This window comes from Gimesia alba, from assembly GCF_007744675.1.
Taxonomy (GTDB): Bacteria; Planctomycetota; Planctomycetia; order Planctomycetales; family Planctomycetaceae; genus Gimesia; species Gimesia alba.
Map to the genome: position 1 here is coordinate 2,644,416 of NZ_CP036269.1, position 18,451 is coordinate 2,662,866.

Here is an 18,451-nt window from a genome sequence, read left to right on the forward strand (position 1 = left end):
GATGTCTTATAAGGACACAAACATACGTCGAAGTTATGCTTTTGGGATAAGCCTGATTTGTCTGTTCGCCGTCGGTTGTGGCGGCTCCGTTAGTTCGGTGACCGTTTATCCGGCATCGGGATTGCTGACCGTGAATGGTGAACCGGCGACGGGTGCGATTATCGGTCTGCATCCGGTTAACGGAGATTTCGATGAGCGTGGCACACGGCCTGCCGGCAAAGTGGACGCGGACGGAAGGTTCACATTCTCCTGTTACGATATCGACGATGGTGCCCCCTCTGGTGAGTACATTGTTGCCATCTACTGGCCACAATATCCTGGGCGGGATGATCCGGGAGCTGATCGAATGGGGGGAAAGTACGCGGACCCTAAGTCATCGGAATTGCGAATTACAATTAGCGAAGGTGAAAACACCCTCAAGCCGATTGTTCTGGAGAACGTGAAGGTACTAAAGGGGTCGTGATGCTCAGAAGTTACCGATACCCGGTGTGTCAGGCAATATCCGGCATGTGTCGTAACGATTCAGGAATTGAGGTGGTCACACCAAAGATAATGAAACTGACTCTGGGATGAAGCAGTCGACGTTGATAAAAGCTCTGTTCGCAAGTGTGCTGACGATGGTCGGTCTGGTCGTTGGGGTGCGGTTTGCCCCCGCTACCGGGGACATCAGCCAACAGAAGCCGGGAGCGAAAGGCACTGGCAAAGCGGAACAGAGCGAACCGCCGGGCATGGGCAAGACTCCCTTGCTCGTGACAAGTAAGGGCAATGAATTATCGGTCACGCACCAGATGGGAACGGTCCTCGTGCCGCGACAACCGGAACGAATCTGTTCCCTGGCGTTCACCGACGAGTTACTTGCCATCGGTGTCAAACCTGCGGCGGCGTCCTGCATGAATGGCAGCTTTTCTGACTACCTTGCGCAGCGTCTGGAAGGCGTCGTAGGAATCAATCAGTTGATGGGAGTGGCGCAGCCCAACTTCGAGACGCTGGCAACGGTTCAACCGGACTTGATTATTTCCTCTTCAGGCGATCCACAGACATACAATCAACTCTCCCGGATTGCTCCTGTCGTAGTTATGGCGGGCGATGGAGATAACAACCGTCAACGGGTGCTTGATCTGGGAGCACTTTTAGGCCGTCGTGAAATCGCCGTGCAAACCGTCGCCGCTTATGACGCCCGCATTCAACAGGCAAAGCAAGTATTGCAGGCGAAGATCGGCAACCGCAAAGTTGCCTTTTTTCGCATCTTCGGCAAGCAGTTTTACATCCATGGTCATACGCGTGGCGGCGTGATGTTATATGACGAACTTGAACTCGCCGCACCAGGCCTGATCGAGAACTCTCCCCGCGGATTTATGTTATCTCCGGAATCATTGCTGCAACTCGATGCGGAATTCATCTTCGTCGCTGCAGAGGCCAATCAGGGTGCTCAACGCTCCTGGAGTACTCTGCTGTCTCATCCGGCATGGCAGCGAGTCCCTGCGGTTCAGACCGGGCAGGTGTATTCGCTGACTGACCAGCATCAGTGGCTGCGTCCGGGTTTTCTGGCGAAGTCCCAAATGCTCGACGAAATTCTGCACGCGATTGCCCCGGAGACGATGGAGACTGACACACCACCGGCGAGCGAGTTTGCAGATCGGGGCAGGCAGTAATGTCGGCAGATCGCAGCTGCAGAGGGAAAAACTCGCGTTCGACTCAGTACTGGATTTTACTCGGTATCGTCGCAGCGCTGACTCTGCTCACAGGCATGTACTCATTGAGTGTGGGGCCGACTGTGGTTCATCGACACGAGTATTGGCAAGCATTCACCCAGTTCAACAACGCCAGTGATGCGCACTTCGTCTTACGTGAACTCCGTTTACCGCGTGCTGTTCTTGCGGGACTCGTCGGTGCGTGCCTGGCAACATCTGGCGCGCTGATGCAAGGCGTCACGCGGAATCCATTGGCGGGACCATCGATCATGGGACTCAGTGCCGGTGGAACACTCTGTTTGTTAATTGGCTTGTTAGTCAATCCCCGTCTGGGTTATAGCGCTGCCATCGGATTATCATTGGGCGGTGCTGTCTGCGGTTACCTGACCGTCTGCTCGGTCACGTTGCTTTCGCGACGTGGGATGACGCCTGCCGGTTTTGCACTGGCGGGCGCCGTTGTCTCCGCCATGTTTGGGGCGATTACGCATGGTCTGACGATCTATTTCTCACTCCATGATGAAATGCTCTACTGGACCGTGGGAGGTGTCTCACATGTCTCCTGGGCGCAAGTATTTGTCCTGTTACCTGTCTGTCTGATTGGGTTGGTGGTGGCGCTGGCCTTGTCACCAGCGGTTACTGTTCTCAATTTGGGAGAGGAAATTGCTGCGGGACTGGGGCAACGAACTACATTGACGCGATTGGGGGCGACATTCGCGGTGCTGCTGCTGACCGGCGGAGCGATTGCAGTGGCCGGACCGGTCGGTTTCGTTGGTCTGATGGTCCCGCATTTTGCCCGGATGTTCGCCGGTGTGGACTATCGTCGCATCATTCCTCTTTCCGTCGCTCTGGGTGCCTGTCTCACCATGATCGCGGACATTGCATCGCGTTCGCTGGTGGAGGGCCGGGAAGTGCCACTCGGACTGTTTACGACCTTAATCGGTGCTCCGTTCTTCGTTTACCTGGCCAGAAGACGTTCGTCCGCTCGCAACCTCGACGAGGGAGAGTAACGAATGACTTGTAAACAAATCTTTCTGCTGCTTCTCGGGGTATTGCTTGCAATCGCGCTGGCCAGTCTGAGCCTGGGGAACCAATCCTTCTCGCCTTTGCGATTGGGACAAATCTTGTTTGGCGAGGGAGATGAGATCCAGCGCATGATCTTGCTGTCCTTTCGGCTACCGCGTATCCTGATGGCCGTGATGGTCGGCGCCGCCCTGGCCGTTTCAGGCGTACTCATGCAGTGCGTTTTGCGAAATGATCTTGCCGAACCCGGCATCATGGGAGTTTCCAGTGGCGGAAATCTGGGCGTCAGTCTGGCAATCATTTTCGGAGGATCTGAGTTGATCTCTCCCTGGACATTGCCTGTAATGAGCATTGTTTGCGCGATGACAACGGTTCTTCTCGTTTGTATTCTGGCTTATGATCGGTATGCTCTTTCGCCGATTCGATTACTGCTGACAGGAGTCGCCGTGAGTACAGCCATTGGGGCCTTCACATTGGTATTGTCGTTGAATGTTGACCGTCAGGCGTATGCGCGAGCGGTTGCCTGGATGGCGGGCAGTCTGAACAAAGCGGATTGGAACTATGTTGCCGCCTTGGGCGGCTGGTTGGGGATCACATTGCCGGTCGTGTGGAGCTTGCACCACATCATGAATCTGTTACGTTTGCGAGAAGAAACCGGTCTGGGCCTGGGCCTGGCCGTTGGACGCTGGCGGATCTTTCTATTATTGTTCGGTGTAACGATTGGTGCGGCGGCGATGTCTGTCGTGGGCAGCATCGCGTTCGTGGGATTGGTCGCACCACATATTGGGCGACGGTTGGTCGGGCCGAACCACCTGCCGTTGCTTCCCGCTGCGGCATTGGTCGGAGCGGCCTTATTGTTGCTGGCTGATACTCTGGGACGCACTCTGTTTCTTCCCGTCGAGATGCCGGCGGGAGTCATTGTCAGCGCACTGGGCGGAGCCTATTTTTTGTACCTGTTGATGACGACGCGCGGTTGATCTATCTGGAGGAGTGTAAACAATGATTCAACTGAAATCTAAAAGCCTCTCGCTTCGCTATGATGGTGATGAGGTTGTTCGTCAACTCTCGTTGGAATTACCAGCGAACCAGATTACGACACTGATCGGTCCGAATGGTTCAGGGAAATCGACATTGCTGAAAGGGTTGGCACGATTGATGAAGCCGACCCACGGTGCCGCGTACCTGGATGGACAGGAGATCCATAAGATGAACACGCGAGAAGTCGCTCGACGCGTTTCCATCCTGACGCAACAAGTTGATGCACCTGATGGCCTGGTGGTTCGCGAATTGCTCGCATATGGGCGATTCCCACACGCCAATTGGCTGGGATATTCCAGTCAAAAGGATCTACAGGCGATCGACCGGGCATTGGACATTGCCGGAATCGCTCATCTGGCGGACCGCCCGCTCGGAGAACTCTCTGGAGGGCAGCGGCAACTGGCGTGGATTTCCATGACCTTGGCGCAGGATGCGGAAATTATGCTGCTGGATGAGCCGACAACCTTTCTGGATCTGGCACACCAACTGGAAGTACTTAACGTCCTGCAGCGTCTTCAGCAGGAACATCAGCGAACGATTGTGTTAGTCCTGCATGACATTAATCAGGCGGCGCGGTTTTCTCATTACATGGTGGCCCTGCGTGAAGGAGAGATCGCCTGGCAGGGATCACCCGCTGAAGTCATGACGACGGAAATGCTGTCTCAAGTTTTTGGAGTGGAAGCAGAGGTGTCGAATGATGCAACAACCCACGCCCCCTATTGCGTTCCCATCAGGCCTGTCTCGCGTCAAAGCAAAAGTGATGATGGGGACAGGGAATCCTCTCATGGGAACCGTTCTGGAGCGGGTGGGAACTGAGTCAGCTGAGAATGGATGAACTCGATATTGAAACGGAAATCGAATCTCGTTTTCCACGATCCGGACTGGAAATGTAAGCAATGATACTGCGGTTCTACCTCTATTCCTTTTTCAAGAATCTGCGGTTTTCCGATCCGTTTCTGATTCTCTTTTTTCTGGATCAGGATCTGTCGTATACCGGTTTGGGACTGTTGCTCAGTCTGCAGCATCTGGTGACAGTACTGCTGGAGTTTCCCTCCGGTCTGCTTGCCGATCATTGGGGGCGCCGGCGGGTGACGGCCCTCTGTTTCGCCATGTATGCCATTTCATTCGTCGGTTTCGGGATGACGGGGCAGGGAGGTGCGAACATACCGGCTTTCTTCTGGCTGGCGGGATGCCTGATGTTTTTCGCGCTGGGCGAGGCCCTGCGCACTGGTTCGCACAAAGCGATCATGCTCGACTATCTCGATTCGACGGGCCAGTCGGAACGGGCGACTCAACTCATTGGTCGTACCCGCTCGGTTTCCAAGTTGACCTCAGCGACGGCAGCGATTTGCGGCGGAATTCTGCTGACATGGTCGCGCGACTATGCACCTTTGTTTTATCTTTCCGCGGGAGCCGCCTGTTGTGGATTTGTCTTGCTGCTGACTTATCCGCGCAGTCTGGAAGGTGATGTGTGGCGGGAACGCCAGCACCAGCAAACCGCCTCGCTACCAGTAGAGAGCCGGCCCTTCCGCGTGATGTGGCAGCATTCCGGTTTTCGGGCGCTGTTTATTCAGTCGGTCCTGTTTGAGAGTCAGTTGAAAATCATCCTCAAGTACTTCACCCAACCCTTTCTCAAAGTCGGACTGGGGCTGCTGGGGATTTCGATCATCGCTGCTCCAGGCGCTTCCGGTATCGCAGCAATGGGGGCGTTCTGGGTGGGACTCAGTGAATTTCTGCGGGACAGCGTGGGCAGTCTGGGCGCGCGGCTCAGCCCCCATTTTGAACAGCAGACCGGCGATCGCTGTGTGGCCCTGAATCGGGTGTACCAGGCAGGGTTGCTGGCAGGTCTGGTGCTGGCAGCATGTACGTTGAATCTGAAATGGGGGCTGCTGCCGGGAATTCTGATCCTGACTGTGCTGACACTCCTGCAGAATCTGAGGCGGCCCATCTTTGTCAGCGAACTCAATACTCAGATGCTGAAGGCACAGCGGGCCTCTCTGCTCTCACTGGAAAGTGTATCCCGAGCGGTGACGGTGGCTGTCTTGTTACCACTGTTTGGCTGGGCCGCCGATCAGTTTGGACTGATTGCAGTCTGGAGCATCGCGGCCGGCATTCTTTCGGTGGGACTCTGCTGGAAGCTGAAACCGCGGCCAGGTAGTGTTTCTTAAATCGAACGGTGGCTAGCTAAGACGTTAACCGGGGCTAACGCCCTGCGGCTAGTGGCTTCTTCTGCGGTCATTGTCCTAGACAATAAAGGCAATGTCGCACTATCGGCTACGGTTTGATCTTACATAGCTAACGCTGTAGACCTCAAAATCAGGCTCTGAACGATTAAAGAAACGCTACCTGGCGCCCTACGGCTTATTCAATGGGGAAATACCGGCGGCTAGCGCCGTCCCGCTTACTTTTTTATTGGTTCCAATTGATCTGTTGTTAAGACGGAATGCAGTTCCAATCGTGCCCCTTAAGGCATGCCTCGCTCTATCAGCTGGTTGACGGGGGCATTTTCATCCAGGAGGCGGTCGCATTGAGTGTCGGAGAGTACGGGTAACTTCTCGTCCAGGAGTCCCAGTTGTACCAGTGCCGTGGCCTGGTCCCAGTAGATGTGCTCAGAGCTGATCTTGCCATCCTCAAAAGTGACGATGCCGACATGAGGCACTGCCAGTTTGCGACCTGTTGGCTCAATACCGGGTGCGAACCAGTCCATACGCAGGGTGTGAGTGAAACGCAGAATGAATTCATCAATGATCCGGTTTTGTCCTACACTGCGGGTGAGCAGTTGGAGGTCGATGTCAGGAGGTGCCTGGGGAATGAAGATTTCTGCATAAAATTTTCGCAAAGCCTCTTTCCCGGTTGCACCAGTGTTGACTGGAACATGAATTAACACCGGGTGATCCGTCATGGTTGCGATGGCTGCATCGGCATCCCGATGTTCAAACTCAGCCGCTGTATGGGCTTCCCAGACGTCGATCAGTTGTTTCTCTGCGTCAGTGTATTCAGTCATTCGTCGAAACTACTTTCCGTAAGAACACATGTTGGAGGATAGAAAAGGGGTCAGGACTCTTTGATTTAAAAAGAGTCCTGACCCCTTTAATAACTTTCCCTTTAATAACTTTAATAAGATACGACTTGATCAGGGATCGTTGATTCACTTCTGGTGCGGGGGAATTAACGCCCATACTTGTAAATTCCATTAAAAAACACCGCCATTCTCAGGGCTGCCACAGTGCTTTCCCGCGGTATAGCGTGCCGATGGGATAGCGTTCACTGGGCACTGTCGCGGTCGCCATGATCTTTTTGATCTGTTGCACGACCTCGGGATGTTTTCCCGCGACATCCGTGGATTCTCCCAGATCCTGATTCAAATCATAGAGGGCGATCTCTCCCTCCTGGCCGTGGCGAATTCCTTTCCAGTGCTTCCAGCGCACCGCCTGATCATAGCGAGCCCGGCAGTGACCGTAGTCCCAGTAGAGATAGTCATGTTTCACCGGTAGAGGCTCGCACTTGAATGCCTGGAGCACAGACAGGCCATCCAGGCCCGTGGGAACCGGGGCCCTCGCCAGTTCTGCAAACGTGGGCAGCATGTCCTGGAAGGCGATGACTGTGTCGCTCACTTTGCCTGCAGGAATGACGCCGTGCCAGCGTGCAATGAAGGGCACGCGAATGCCTCCTTCCGTGAGATCCCGTTTAAAACCCCGCAACGGCCCGTTCGTTCGGAACTGCCTGGGAACGCCTTTGTGGCCTCCGTTGTCGCTGGTAAAAATAATCAGCGTTCGCTCGCGTAACTGGAGCTCATCGATGAGGCGTGTGATCTGTCCCACATCCCGATCCAGTCGATGAATCATCGCGGCATATTTTTTTGATTTGGCATCCCAGTCCCGGTCCGAATAAGGTTCGGTCGATGGCACTGCCAAGCCGTGCGGGTCTTCCGCTTTCGCGGAGAAGTGGGGCAGCGTATAAGCCGCATAGAGGAAGAAGGGCTGAGCGGCCGACTTGCGAATGAATTTCAACGCGCGGTCCGTCAGCAGATCGTGACTGTATTGCTGACGGGATTTGCGGTTCCCCGTCAGTTCCAGGCGGCCTTCGTTGTCGTCCAGATATTCGGTGAAGTAATAATGGGCGTGGTCCTGGTTCAGGTAGCCGAACCACATATCGAATCCCTGGTTCGTGGCCCGTCCGACAGTGCCTGCATCTCCCAGCGACCATTTTCCCACGCCGCCACACAGGTAACCTGACTTCTGCAGAACCTCGGCGATGGTGACATCCGTTTCCTGCAGGTAGGTCGGGTAATGGGGGATATTGTCCCGCGCGGGAGTATGCCCGTTGTGCAGCCCGGTCATTAGCACAGCCCGTGACGCCGTGCAGACCGAAGCGCCTGCATAGGCTTGAGTGAAGCGCATCCCCTGCGTGGCCAACTGATCGATGTGAGGCGTCTGGATCAGCTTCTGTCCGTAACAACCCAAATCGCCATAACCCAGATCATCGGCCATGATGAAAATGATATTCGGACGCTCTTTCATAGCAGCCTGTACCGGAACTGGCACGCAGACCATCAGCCAGAACATGACTGAGGCAAATAGAAATCGCTGTCCGCGGCTAGTTTCAGTTTTTAAGTTTCTGAGCGCTCGTATCCACATCCGCTTCCCATCCCTTTAAATTCTGGTTCAGTTTGTTGACAATTTCCGGGTGCGCCGCCGCCAGGTTCTGCTGTTCGCCGACATCGACTTCCAGGTTAAACAACTCGTTGCGATTGTTGGTCACACAGAGCTTCCATTGTCCACTGCGGATCGCGCGGCGGTTTCCCATCCGCCAGAACAGGTTACGGTTATCTAATGAGCGTTCCGACTTCCAGAGTGGCGAGAGGTCGATGCCGTCGGTCTGGTAGTCCGCCGCTGGTATCCCTGCCACGTTCGAAAAGGTGGGGAGCAGGTCAATGGAATGAGCGGTCTGATTTGTTACTCCGGTTCGAATCGTTCCCGGCCATGACATCAGGCAGGGCACGCGATGCCCGCCTTCGTACAGCGTCCCCTTCTGACCGCGCAGGGGACCGTTACTGGAGATGTGGTGAAACTGTTTTCCATAGTTGAGATAGCCACCATTATCCGAAGTGAAGATGACGAGCGTATTCTTCTCCAGTCGCAGACGTTGGATCGTAGACAGTATCTGTCCCACGCTCTGATCCAGGGATTCGATCATCGCCCGCGTATGCGGACTGACATTTGCCGGATCGGGAATGATGCCCCATTTGTCTGCATGGTAAGGCTGTCCCGCTTTCCGATAAGGCGGATCTTTTGGCCCCTGCCAGGGAAAGTGAATCGCCAGATGCGGTACATAGAGAAAGAAGGGCCGCATGCGATTGGCTTCGATGAACTCTACGCTGTATCTGCTCAACAGGTCGGAGGTGTAACCTTCTTCCATCTGGATCGCGTTGTTGTGCCACCAGTCCTCATTGCCTGAGCGATCGATGTGAGTGTGATGGTCCCCGTCCCCCGAGGCCAGACCTCGAAACAGATCAAATCCCTGACTGGTGGGCAGCCAGGGAGGCTGGTAGCCCAGGTGCCACTTCCCGAAACAGGCGGTCGCATACCCTCGCTGTTTCAGCAGCTCGGCCATGGTCACCGCCTGGTGGGGGAGCCCGATCTCGCGATCTGCTTTCCCTGATAAAGCTCCCTCAAACTCAGATCCAAAACGCTGCTGGTACTGCCCCGTGAGCATCGCGGTCCGGGTTGGCGTACACATGGCACCGGCGGAATGGAAATCGGTAAACTTTAATCCGCTCGCAGCCAGTCGATCGATGTGGGGAGTGCGGACGTGACGGTTTCCGTAGCAACCCAGATCACCGTAACCAAGATCATCGGCTAGAATCAAAACAATATTTGGCGGATGTTTCTCAGCCGCCTGCAAAACCAGGCATATCAACACGCAAAAAACGGAGGTCAGAAGATATATAAAAGCGCAACGCATGACGTCTGATGATTTCAACGAAACAAAGGATTGATTGAGTAAATATGATTAACTCTACTTTACACTATAATCTCATACGACTAGACCTGCTAGACTGTGTCCAGTTTTATTGTAGCGTCTCCAGGGCCATTTGGCTCGAGTATATTAGATTGAGACACGCTATAGTTAAATGTGACGCGCTATAGCAGAAAATAGACCTGCTGGGTCAGGTTGTGTTTCTTTCATGATTGAATGTGATTCTCATGACCGCAACCTAAGCCAGACCGGAATTCATCACGGCCAGGTAGCGTTTCTTAATTCGAATTGGTCTTTGCAAATGGGGAGAAACCGGGGCTAACGCCCTGCGGCTAATGGGACTTTTCTGCGGTCAGAGTCCAGTAAACAGGGGCAACAACACACCGTCGGCTAAGGTGAATTCTTACATAGCTTACTCTGTAGACCTCAAAATCAGGATCAGAACTATTAAATAAACGTTACCTGGCGCCCTGCGGCTAATAGTGTAGGCGCTCTGGTTGCTGATCAACTTGATCAGGGGTCGTTGATTCAGGCCTGGTGCGGGATGTTTATCTCTCGTGGTGCCTTGGCGATGTGGTAGGATTGGTTTGCCGGTGGTTCGTTTGTTTTTTTACCGGCGGCTAGCGCCGGCCCGCTTGCTTTTTTGTTGGTCGTGCTGGTTCCAGTTGTTCTTTTTTGTGAATGGGATGTCGCGAGGCGGGCGAGCACATCGACTCGCCCCTACATCGGGAGAGAGTATCATGGTTGTGAAACAGATTTTTGCGAATGGCGTGAGCCGGTCAAGGGGATTTGAGAAACGTTCTGTGGAGAAGTGTGGTGGGACGTGTTGTGTGAGCGGCGGGCGGTGTTGGTTATGTGGTGATGTGCGGCGGCGTGTGTCGACCCGCATAACTTTTTCGGGGTTGGTTTGGGAAAATCGTGCTCAAACCAGCGGTTTATTGCATGGTGCCGTTTGTTTCGTTCCGGGTCTGCACCTGAACCAGTAGTGTGCATGCGCGCGACGCATAACTAGAGATCATGAAGAACGGCACAATGGCGTCAAGACAATTTTATACAGCAGACGGGGATGGATCTTCAGAGATGAAGAGGTGGCAGCATGGTGCGAGCAAAACGCAGGGAAGTGGGCTCTGTTTCTGAATGCGAATCGTTCTTTTTAAAGAGAGGAACCGGCTCTAACGCGGTATGGCTGATTGTGATTGTTGTCGGCAGATTGGTTGCCGTTTTCTCTGATCGGCACTGTCGGACAAGCCGAGCAGTGGCACACGCTGACGGAATGTGCCGTTGGAAATTGGGTTTTCCTGTTGTCCTCAGAATCACGCTTAGAACGATTAAAGAAATGCTATCTGGCTATTTGAAATCGAAAAAAAAGAGGAGTTATTCCGTGTGGAACAACTCCTCTGTGAGTAGTGGATGGTTTCCTGAATGTAAGTTGTTCACATCAGAAAACGCCGGGCGTTTTGGAGTGCGCATTCTGCGGGAAGTCGAAGGTCAACACGAGTGGTTCGTTTCCTGTGTTTTCGATTTCCACGCCGCCGTTATTAAGTGCGGCCTGAGTGATGAATCCAATCTCGGGATAGAGCTCGCCCAGCTTCATATCCTGGTGATATCGCACTTTGAGCTTTCCGACACGGCCGCTTCCACCATTCGTGTGGAACAGCGCGGGACTCTCCGGGCGGAAATTCGTCTTGGCGCCAGGCTCAATAATGAGACGAAGAATGGAGCATTTCTGATCGCCGAGGAAATCGCCGTAAACAATCCACTTGGCGTCTACTCCGTCGCCTGCGAATTCTTCGGCGGTGATTGCCGGGCGTGAATTCTTCAGAACGAATTCCGGATCCTGATTCGCTTCGAAGTCGAATTTTTCAACCAGGTACTCCCAGTCTTCGTGCCGATCCTTCGGATAGTCTTCTTCCCGGCAGGCATAAAACGCGTCCGCTGCTCCGATACGCCCATCAAGCGTAAGGTCCTCAGCCAGGAAGTGCTCATCCATCGTGACATGCAGCTCGTGTGTGCAAAGGTCCGTCGGCGAGTGAAGCACACCGTTTGGCATCACGAAGCCGTTATCAATATGCATCATCGTGTGCGGAGACAAATGACGAACTCCGTTATAATCGCCTTTGCCGAAACTCTTCATACAATCAAGAAACTGATCCTTGGTGATGAACGGGTACAGTCCCATTGCTGTGGTGTGATAATGTGACGGACAGACTCCCGGGTTGTCGTAAGAATTGATGTCATAGACTTCCCACTTCGCCCAATGAAGATGGTGCGGAATTGGATTCAGATTATCAAACTTCTTGGACACAATCGGCCAGGTCGGGTCGCCGTACAGCGATTTTGAGAAGGCCGTGATCTTCTCACCCATGACAGCTTCTGGATTGGCGAGGATCAAATCCTGCAGCGAGATGACTTGTCCGTTCGGAGTGAGTACGTGTGATTCACCTTCGCGGAAAGGGGCCTTATTCGTGCGTGTGTCGATGACCCCCGTCACGATGGGAACAGTGCAACACATCCAGATTTCATCGAGGCCCGTACCGTTCATGTAGTCCGGGTAGTACGACTGCGCATCAAGGCGAAGGCGTTTCCCTGGCGTACAAAATGTCCGGCCAGCGTAACGGTGCAGTAATTGCAATACCCCGTCGGAACTGTTAAGGCAGTCATCGAGAATCGAATCCGATCCTCCGCTGGTTCCGTCGATAACATCTTGTTGGGGGTACTCGTGCAGTTTATCCGAGAGAATTGACGTCGAGGCAGTCATGTGTAATACACCTTATTAAGTCTTGAGTAGCGGGATTATCCCAAAGAATGTTCTGGAGTGATGCTACTACGCAAACGAGTTTCAGCAGCAATTCTGCTTATCATAATAAGAAAAAGACGTGGGATCTAATCCCGCGTCCATAAAACCAGCAAACTCTTTTATAACAAATGCTTACAATATGAAAACTGGAGGTGAAGGGGTTCCCGACTGGAAGTGGAAAACACCTGAAAACAAGTGATTTACGGAAGAGCTGTTTCTCGGACGTTTAAAAAACCTCGAAAATCAAGGAGATTGCCGTAAATCAAATAAAAACAGCCACTCACGAAAATCGCAAGTGGCTGTTTTCAAGTGGAGGCGGCGGGTGTCGCTCCTGAGGGGATATTTATGCTGAAAATAATCTCAATAAGTCCTATTGAATTCAACACTTGGGTTGAGACGACTGGCGTGACGATTGATGTTTGGATTTGCTGAATCGGACACAGTCGGACAACGTATCGGACATTATTTCGGACAGGAAAAGTTTGGTACCGTGGATTGACGAAGAATCCAGTTCTTGTTGAGCTGTCTCTTCATGATAATTTATAATGGGATTAGGTTGCAGGTTTGGTATGGTGTAAATCAATTCAATCTCATTAAGGGGCGGCGTGTTTTCAGATCCCAAACCAGAATCTGCTGATTTCCACTTGCAGAGTAGAGCCGTTGTCCATCTCTGCCGAAGACTGCATTGTGAATCATGTCTTTCAGATCGTTCGCAAATTTAAGCGGTTTCTGAGTCGGCTGATTATAGGAATATAATAACAAGGATACGGATTTTGTCCTGCGTGGCACATTAATTTCAGTAAGACAGCAGGCATATTGATCACCAGCAGGGCTGACGGCTACCAAGATTCCCTGAACAGGGCTAAGCCTCAATAGCTTATTAAGATCATACTGAAATCGATCTCCAAACAGACGCGTGCCATCTAGTGAGAGGATCAGCTTGCGAGCTCCGGCGTATTGAAACATTCTTTGGTTATATTCGAATGGTTCGATGAAGTGTTTTTCATTGAGCTGAGTCTGGGGAAGCTCCCAACGATTCAGTTTGGGGTTGATGTCTCGCCCTCCTTTCGTTTGGTCGGCAGGGGAAGATGTATATAAGTAGTTTCCGCCCGGCGAGAGAACCATGGCGGTAATATGTGTGAGATGTCCCAATGGCATTTCCCACGCGCGTGTTTTTCCTGTAACGGTGTCCCAAGCGATGATATCATTTTCAGGACCGTTGGAGAACAGAGTTTTTCCATCAGAAGTAAACTGGACGCATCGTGCTCCATGCCAGTCGATCGGGTGCTCTTGCAGAAATTCTCCCGTTTCTAAATTGTATAACAGGACAACGCCCGAGGTATGATCCATCGTGCCGCAGGCCAGCGCGATCAGATTACCTTCCCGGGCGATGTCGAAGTGGTTCATATAATTCCCTTCCGGTACAGGGAAGTGCAGTGGGAGTGGTTTTCCTGTCTGTGCATTCCAGATGCGAACGCCGTCGATGTAATCCCCGATTGCGAGTAGCTCACCCGTAGCATCAAGTTGCATGTGCCTGATCGCCCGGAAGCGGTGTTTCAGCAGAGGTTGTGACTGATACTTGTAGGTCAGCAGTTCATTCAAAGGCCGCGTCTGCAGTTCCCCCTCGGTACCGCTCAAGGCCACCAGTTGATTGTCGGGTGCAACAGCGACCGAAAGCAGACGTTCTGAAGTTTCCATGAAGGTGCTCTGACGTTTTCCCGTAGAGAGATTCCAGGTTACCAGAGTCTTATCCAGTCCGGTCGTCAGCAGGGACTGACTGTCTGCCGTGAATGCGATGTCCGAGACCCGCATGATGTGGGACTGAAATGTATGCAGGACCTTCCGGGAGGCAACGTCCACGATTTTCACTTTGGGGATTTCCCAGTCGGTATACTGAATTTTCACTTTATCAACACCGAATATGGCAAGTGTTTTTCCATCGGGAGACCAGCACACACCATGGTGGTTCGCCAGAACCGAAATCGGTTCCTGGACCAACTGACCTGTCTGGGAATCCCAGACTCTGACGCAATGGCCGATGACTTTATAGCTGTCAAAAGTTGCTGAGGTGGCAGCCAGCTGTTTTCCATCCGGCGACCAGGAGAGCGAAAATACCAGATCACTTTCATTCTCGAACGCTCTTGTCAGTTCGAAACTTTTGGTATCCCAGAGTTTGATCCCGAAGCCTGTTTGCGTGTCTGCTCCTGTTGAGACCGCGATGGTGGTTCCTTCAGGAGAAAACAGAGACTGGAAGATACCCGCTTCCAGTTCAATGGTTTTGACGATGGAAAAGTCGTCCGCTTTGCGCAGGATCAGTTTACCGTCCAGGGCAGATGTTGCTACCAGTTGTTGGTTTCTGGAGTAGGTGATTGATGTGACAGGCCGGGTATGGTCTTTGAATTCGTGCAGACTTTGTTGCGTTTTTACATCCCAGACCGTGACAACCCCGTTTTCATTCCCCGTCAGAAACTGTTTTCCTTCGTTGACAAAGCAGATGTGTGAGACAACACCTTTCGCGGCGGCATAAGCTTTGTTGTCAGGTGCAGGGGAGGTCATCTGGCTGAAGAATTCCGAACTGGTGATTCCAAAGTTAGTCAGCAGGTTTCCAGAGAAATCTGTTCCCAGTTCATCCACCATCTTTCGGGACTCATCCCGATTGCCGTTGATCCATTTCAGATAGGCAATCAGGGACTGACCTGCATTCCTGACCTCGGGAGAAGTTTCCGGGTGGGCGTGGTATCCCGCAATGACTTTAGTCAGATTCTCCGCGATCGCAGGACGGGTCAGGAGCTCTTTACGATCCGAAACCGGTTTGAGGCTGCTGAGCATTTTGATGTACTTGCCGGGAACGATGGTATCGAACCGTTTTGTCTGCAGACATTCTTCACCAAAAGAAAGCAGTCGTTTTTCGCGTTCAGCAAAAATGGGAAGCTGGTAGACCTGAATCAGCGTGTCGTACGCAGCCGCATGATCAAATTGTGTGCTGATAACCTGATCGAACCAGAAACGAAATTCAGCTGGTGTCACAGCCTGGCTGTTAAATTTCTCGACGATCAATTGATTGACTAGCATCACTTGATAGGGGGCCTCGGGCAAATCCGGTTCCAGTTGCCAGGCTTGCTGAAAACAGTCGCGGGCGATTTCAGCCTGCTCTGGCTGGAAAAACGACAGGTATTCAAGATGTTGTCGAGTCTTCTCTGGTTCGGTCCAGTAATTGGCATGCATCGCGTTGATATCAATGGCCAGACGATAATATAAATGGCCTTTCAACATCTGGGTCAGCCAGGGGTCTGCATTTTCGGACTGTTCCAGTGTGACTACAATCAACCTGAACAGGCGGGATAGACGCAGATCAAAGTTGTTGAGGATGTGCTTCAACAGGAAACGGCGTTCATCGCGGTTCAGTTTTCTGTTGGTTAGTACAGAGACCAGATGCTGGGCCGCTTTCCAGTAATGGTCTGCTTCTGTTGTTTTTTTGTTAGCCCAGATGGACAGCAAATGATCGGGAACGGTCCACTGGGCGATAGGATCCCTGGCAAGATCACGGACGAGCAGTGAACCTTCCAGCTGAATGTCTGGTGGATAGCGGGTTTCCTGAAAATGGTAAAGCACTGTTTTCAATGCTTCGTCGAGCATCTGTTTCTGTTGATTCGGGGGCCTGGTGGCCGCCCGCGCGCGGAGATAAAAAATGCGGACAACGGGATCGTCGCAGCCGGTCGACTCGATGAATTTTCCCTGTTCCTCCAGACGGGCTGCAGCTCCTTTTTTGAAGTCTCCCTGGCTGGCGAGAGCACAGCATTCTGTCAGGAAGGCGACAGCCTGTTCGTCCCAGCGGGGGGCTCGATGTCCATATTTCTGATAAGAGCCGAGAAAACGATTGAGATACCACTGTTGCCAGCGCAGATCGATCTCCTGCTGCAGCTCTGTCTGCGGTCGTTCGATCAGAGGCGTAGGCGAATGCTTTTCGATCCGTGAGCGGATTTGCAACTGGTGATCGGGGGCAGGTTCCAGCTGCGGTTCTGCTGAGGGATCCGCTGAGTCCTGATCAGCCTTTTGTTTGGGGGCTGCGATCATGGAGATATGCATCGGCAGTGCCGGGGTCATGTTGGCATAGAATTTCTCCACCTCTTCGAGCGCTGACTGCTCCTGCATGACCTTTTTCAGCTGACTGTCGGGCTCGGTTTGTGTGAAAATCGTAATGCCTTCCACATTACCCTCTGACTTGGTGTCGTAGGTCACAATGTTCTGATTCTGATCCACAACAAAACGCAAATGGTAATTTTTGAAGACTCCGCTCCAGCGATAATGAATCTTGCGGAGCCGGATTCCAGAGTCGTCAACGGTGACACTGGGGAAACCCTGCTGCAAGGCCTGAAACTTTTCAAAAGGAAGTTCCTGATTCGCGGACAGCCTGTTCATCGCTTCATCCAGAGCAACAACGCTCCTGCTTTGTGACGATTGGGCATACCATTCGACCAGTACAATCACCATTAACAGTCCGATGAATGACCAGCGATAGACGCGGCGGGATTTCAGTCTGAACTTTTTCTCTTCAGAGTCAGTCATGAATCATCTCAAAACGAGTACGTTGTTTTCTGGCAAATAAGGGGAACTCAGGTCGGTTGACGATGGTTGTCGCTCCCTGTTACAGGCACCTGCTGTCTATTTCATGTAACCGGAATGCAGATCTGGTACGCAATTCCGGAAAAATGTTGATTTCTCTCGAATTTCAGCAGTACGCAGTTTGAAGCAGCCGGTGCTGTAGCCGATTGCTCATGATTCGGGGGCTGGATCGCAGGCAGCCTGATGATCGAGGCGATTCAGTACATCCATTACCGACTGCTGCTCTCGTTTTCTCAGCTCCAGCGAATCCAATGCGGAATAAGATCTGTGGACTGCCTCTTCCAGGCCTCCCTGCGCTGTCAGATAGTTGCCCAGGGATTCCCATTCCTGCTTATATTCGATGTCAAAATTCTGAGGATCGCTATAACGACGAACCCGGGCTACCAGTGTTTTTTCGAGACATTCTGCCAGTTGTCTGCGGCTGTGTTTAAAATAATTTTCGACGGTCATCGTTGTCAGGCCCAGATGCTCTGCGATTTCCCGGGCTGTCAATTGCTCACAAATCTTGCCGTAGAGTACCCTGAAGTAATCGCCGCGATTCGTGGAATAATATTCTGCCATGACTGTTTCGACACAATCCTGCAGCAGTTCTTCCACCCAGGTGGCATAGAAGAGGTCCAGCTGCTCGGGCGACGCGGCCTGACTGTCCAGAATCCAGTCAGGTCGCGCAGGATCTCTGGCCAGTTTTGTGAGAATGCTCTGTCGTCCTGTCTCGACTTTAGCGCGATTGGAAAGGACGTTCCGGATCACCGCACAGAGCAGAGTACGCAGCCTGGCGGAGGGATTCGAGAGCCAGCGCGACAGCAGCTGATTTTGAATTAAGGCGACAAAGGTCAAGGAAGCGACTTCTTCTGCCTCTGTAAGATTGATTTTTCCCCAACGCATGGAAAAGCGACAGACGGGCCGCCAATAGTCCGTCATGAATGTCCGCCAATCGTCTTCATTCCCGCTGGTGGCAATTCGCTGAATTAAAGTATGGCGTGTCTCCGGAAATGGCATCGAAACGGAACTTTCCTGCTGCAGCCATGCTGCTCTGTGGGGGGAGCGAATTGTCGGAAATAAAGGATCTTAGTGCTCAGAATTTACTGAATCCGCACTGGGGAGTCTCCAGTGTCACGTGATTATGCTGGGTTCCATTATTGAACATCCAATATGAGTTCTCAAGAAAATTCTTTTAAAAGCTGAACCGAAAGCGGATCTTTATTACATGAAGAGAGTGACCCGACCAGACTGTTCTGGTCTGTCGATGCCATTCAATCCGAAGTGACGCAAGACGGTCATTTGATTCCTTTTAAAAACAGGT

General features: G+C 52.5%; 12 protein-coding genes. 6 read left to right on the forward strand and 6 right to left on the reverse strand.

Going from position 1 to position 18,451, the window contains the following annotated elements; genetic code table 11:
• The first annotated feature begins 1 nt into the window (after window position 1).
• The 6 genes from Pan241w_RS09835 (at window position 2) to Pan241w_RS09860 (ending at window position 5,917) form a co-directional block, all read left to right on the forward strand.
• Window positions 2-463: a hypothetical protein gene (locus Pan241w_RS09835; RefSeq protein ID WP_145214435.1), complete on the forward strand. Its 462-nt coding sequence runs from the start codon at window positions 2-4 to the stop codon at window positions 461-463.
• Between the two features lie 106 nt (window positions 464-569).
• Window positions 570-1,652: an ABC transporter substrate-binding protein gene (locus tag Pan241w_RS09840; protein WP_145214439.1), complete on the forward strand. Its 1,083-nt coding sequence runs from the start codon at window positions 570-572 to the stop codon at window positions 1,650-1,652.
• Window positions 1,652-2,698: a FecCD family ABC transporter permease gene (locus tag Pan241w_RS09845; protein WP_145214442.1), complete on the forward strand. Its 1,047-nt coding sequence runs from the start codon at window positions 1,652-1,654 to the stop codon at window positions 2,696-2,698. Before Pan241w_RS09840 ends, Pan241w_RS09845 begins: the two co-directional genes overlap by 1 nt.
• Window positions 2,699-2,701: 3 nt before the next feature.
• Window positions 2,702-3,688, forward strand: coding sequence for a FecCD family ABC transporter permease (locus Pan241w_RS09850; RefSeq protein WP_145214445.1), 987 nt, complete (start codon window positions 2,702-2,704; stop codon window positions 3,686-3,688).
• Window positions 3,689-3,710: 22 nt separating this feature from the next.
• The gene (locus Pan241w_RS09855) at window positions 3,711-4,565 is read left to right on the forward strand and encodes an ABC transporter ATP-binding protein (RefSeq protein WP_145214448.1); all 855 of its coding nucleotides are present in this window, start codon (window positions 3,711-3,713) and stop codon (window positions 4,563-4,565) included.
• A gap of 80 nt (window positions 4,566-4,645) precedes the next feature.
• On the forward strand, window positions 4,646-5,917 hold the full coding sequence (locus Pan241w_RS09860) for an MFS transporter (protein ID WP_145214451.1): 1,272 nt from the start codon (window positions 4,646-4,648) through the stop codon (window positions 5,915-5,917).
• 296 nt (window positions 5,918-6,213) lie between these two features.
• Here the strand turns inward: Pan241w_RS09860 and Pan241w_RS09865 are convergent, their stop codons facing one another.
• The 6 genes from Pan241w_RS09865 to Pan241w_RS09890 all read right to left on the reverse strand — a co-directional run bounded on the left by Pan241w_RS09865 (window position 6,214) and on the right by Pan241w_RS09890 (window position 18,147).
• Entirely contained in the window at window positions 6,214-6,753 is a 540-nt protein-coding gene (locus tag Pan241w_RS09865) for an ester cyclase (protein ID WP_145214454.1), read from the reverse strand.
• 208 nt (window positions 6,754-6,961) lie between these two features.
• Complete coding sequence (locus tag Pan241w_RS09870; protein WP_145223318.1) at window positions 6,962-8,302, reverse strand: arylsulfatase; 1,341 nt, start codon at window positions 8,300-8,302, stop codon at window positions 6,962-6,964.
• Between the two features lie 49 nt (window positions 8,303-8,351).
• Window positions 8,352-9,671 carry a sulfatase-like hydrolase/transferase gene (locus Pan241w_RS09875; protein WP_198000441.1) on the reverse strand — a complete coding sequence of 440 codons (1,320 nt, stop codon included), beginning with the start codon at window positions 9,669-9,671 and terminating at the stop codon, window positions 8,352-8,354.
• Window positions 9,672-11,166: 1,495 nt separating this feature from the next.
• On the reverse strand, window positions 11,167-12,486 hold the full coding sequence (locus Pan241w_RS09880; RefSeq protein WP_145214460.1) for a hypothetical protein: 1,320 nt from the start codon (window positions 12,484-12,486) through the stop codon (window positions 11,167-11,169).
• 618 nt (window positions 12,487-13,104) lie between these two features.
• Complete coding sequence (locus Pan241w_RS09885) at window positions 13,105-17,091, reverse strand: WD40 repeat domain-containing protein (protein ID WP_145214463.1); 3,987 nt, start codon at window positions 17,089-17,091, stop codon at window positions 13,105-13,107.
• Between the two features lie 207 nt (window positions 17,092-17,298).
• Window positions 17,299-18,147: an RNA polymerase sigma factor gene (locus tag Pan241w_RS09890; RefSeq protein WP_145214466.1), complete on the reverse strand. Its 849-nt coding sequence runs from the start codon at window positions 18,145-18,147 to the stop codon at window positions 17,299-17,301.
• Between the last annotated feature and the right edge of the window lie 304 nt (window positions 18,148-18,451).

Coding starts and splice junctions, on each gene's coding strand:
- Pan241w_RS09835 (WP_145214435.1), top strand. CDS start 2: ATGTCTTATAAGGACACAAACATACGTCGAAGTTATGCTTTTGGGATA.
- Pan241w_RS09840 (WP_145214439.1), top strand. CDS start 570: ATGAAGCAGTCGACGTTGATAAAAGCTCTGTTCGCAAGTGTGCTGACG.
- Pan241w_RS09845 (WP_145214442.1), top strand. CDS start 1,652: ATGTCGGCAGATCGCAGCTGCAGAGGGAAAAACTCGCGTTCGACTCAG.
- Pan241w_RS09850 (WP_145214445.1), top strand. CDS start 2,702: ATGACTTGTAAACAAATCTTTCTGCTGCTTCTCGGGGTATTGCTTGCA.
- Pan241w_RS09855 (WP_145214448.1), top strand. CDS start 3,711: ATGATTCAACTGAAATCTAAAAGCCTCTCGCTTCGCTATGATGGTGAT.
- Pan241w_RS09860 (WP_145214451.1), top strand. CDS start 4,646: ATGATACTGCGGTTCTACCTCTATTCCTTTTTCAAGAATCTGCGGTTT.
- Pan241w_RS09865 (WP_145214454.1), bottom strand. CDS start 6,753: ATGACTGAATACACTGACGCAGAGAAACAACTGATCGACGTCTGGGAA.
- Pan241w_RS09870 (WP_145223318.1), bottom strand. CDS start 8,302: ATGGTCTGCGTGCCAGTTCCGGTACAGGCTGCTATGAAAGAGCGTCCG.
- Pan241w_RS09880 (WP_145214460.1), bottom strand. CDS start 12,486: ATGACTGCCTCGACGTCAATTCTCTCGGATAAACTGCACGAGTACCCC.
- Pan241w_RS09885 (WP_145214463.1), bottom strand. CDS start 17,091: ATGACTGACTCTGAAGAGAAAAAGTTCAGACTGAAATCCCGCCGCGTC.
- Pan241w_RS09890 (WP_145214466.1), bottom strand. CDS start 18,147: ATGCCATTTCCGGAGACACGCCATACTTTAATTCAGCGAATTGCCACC.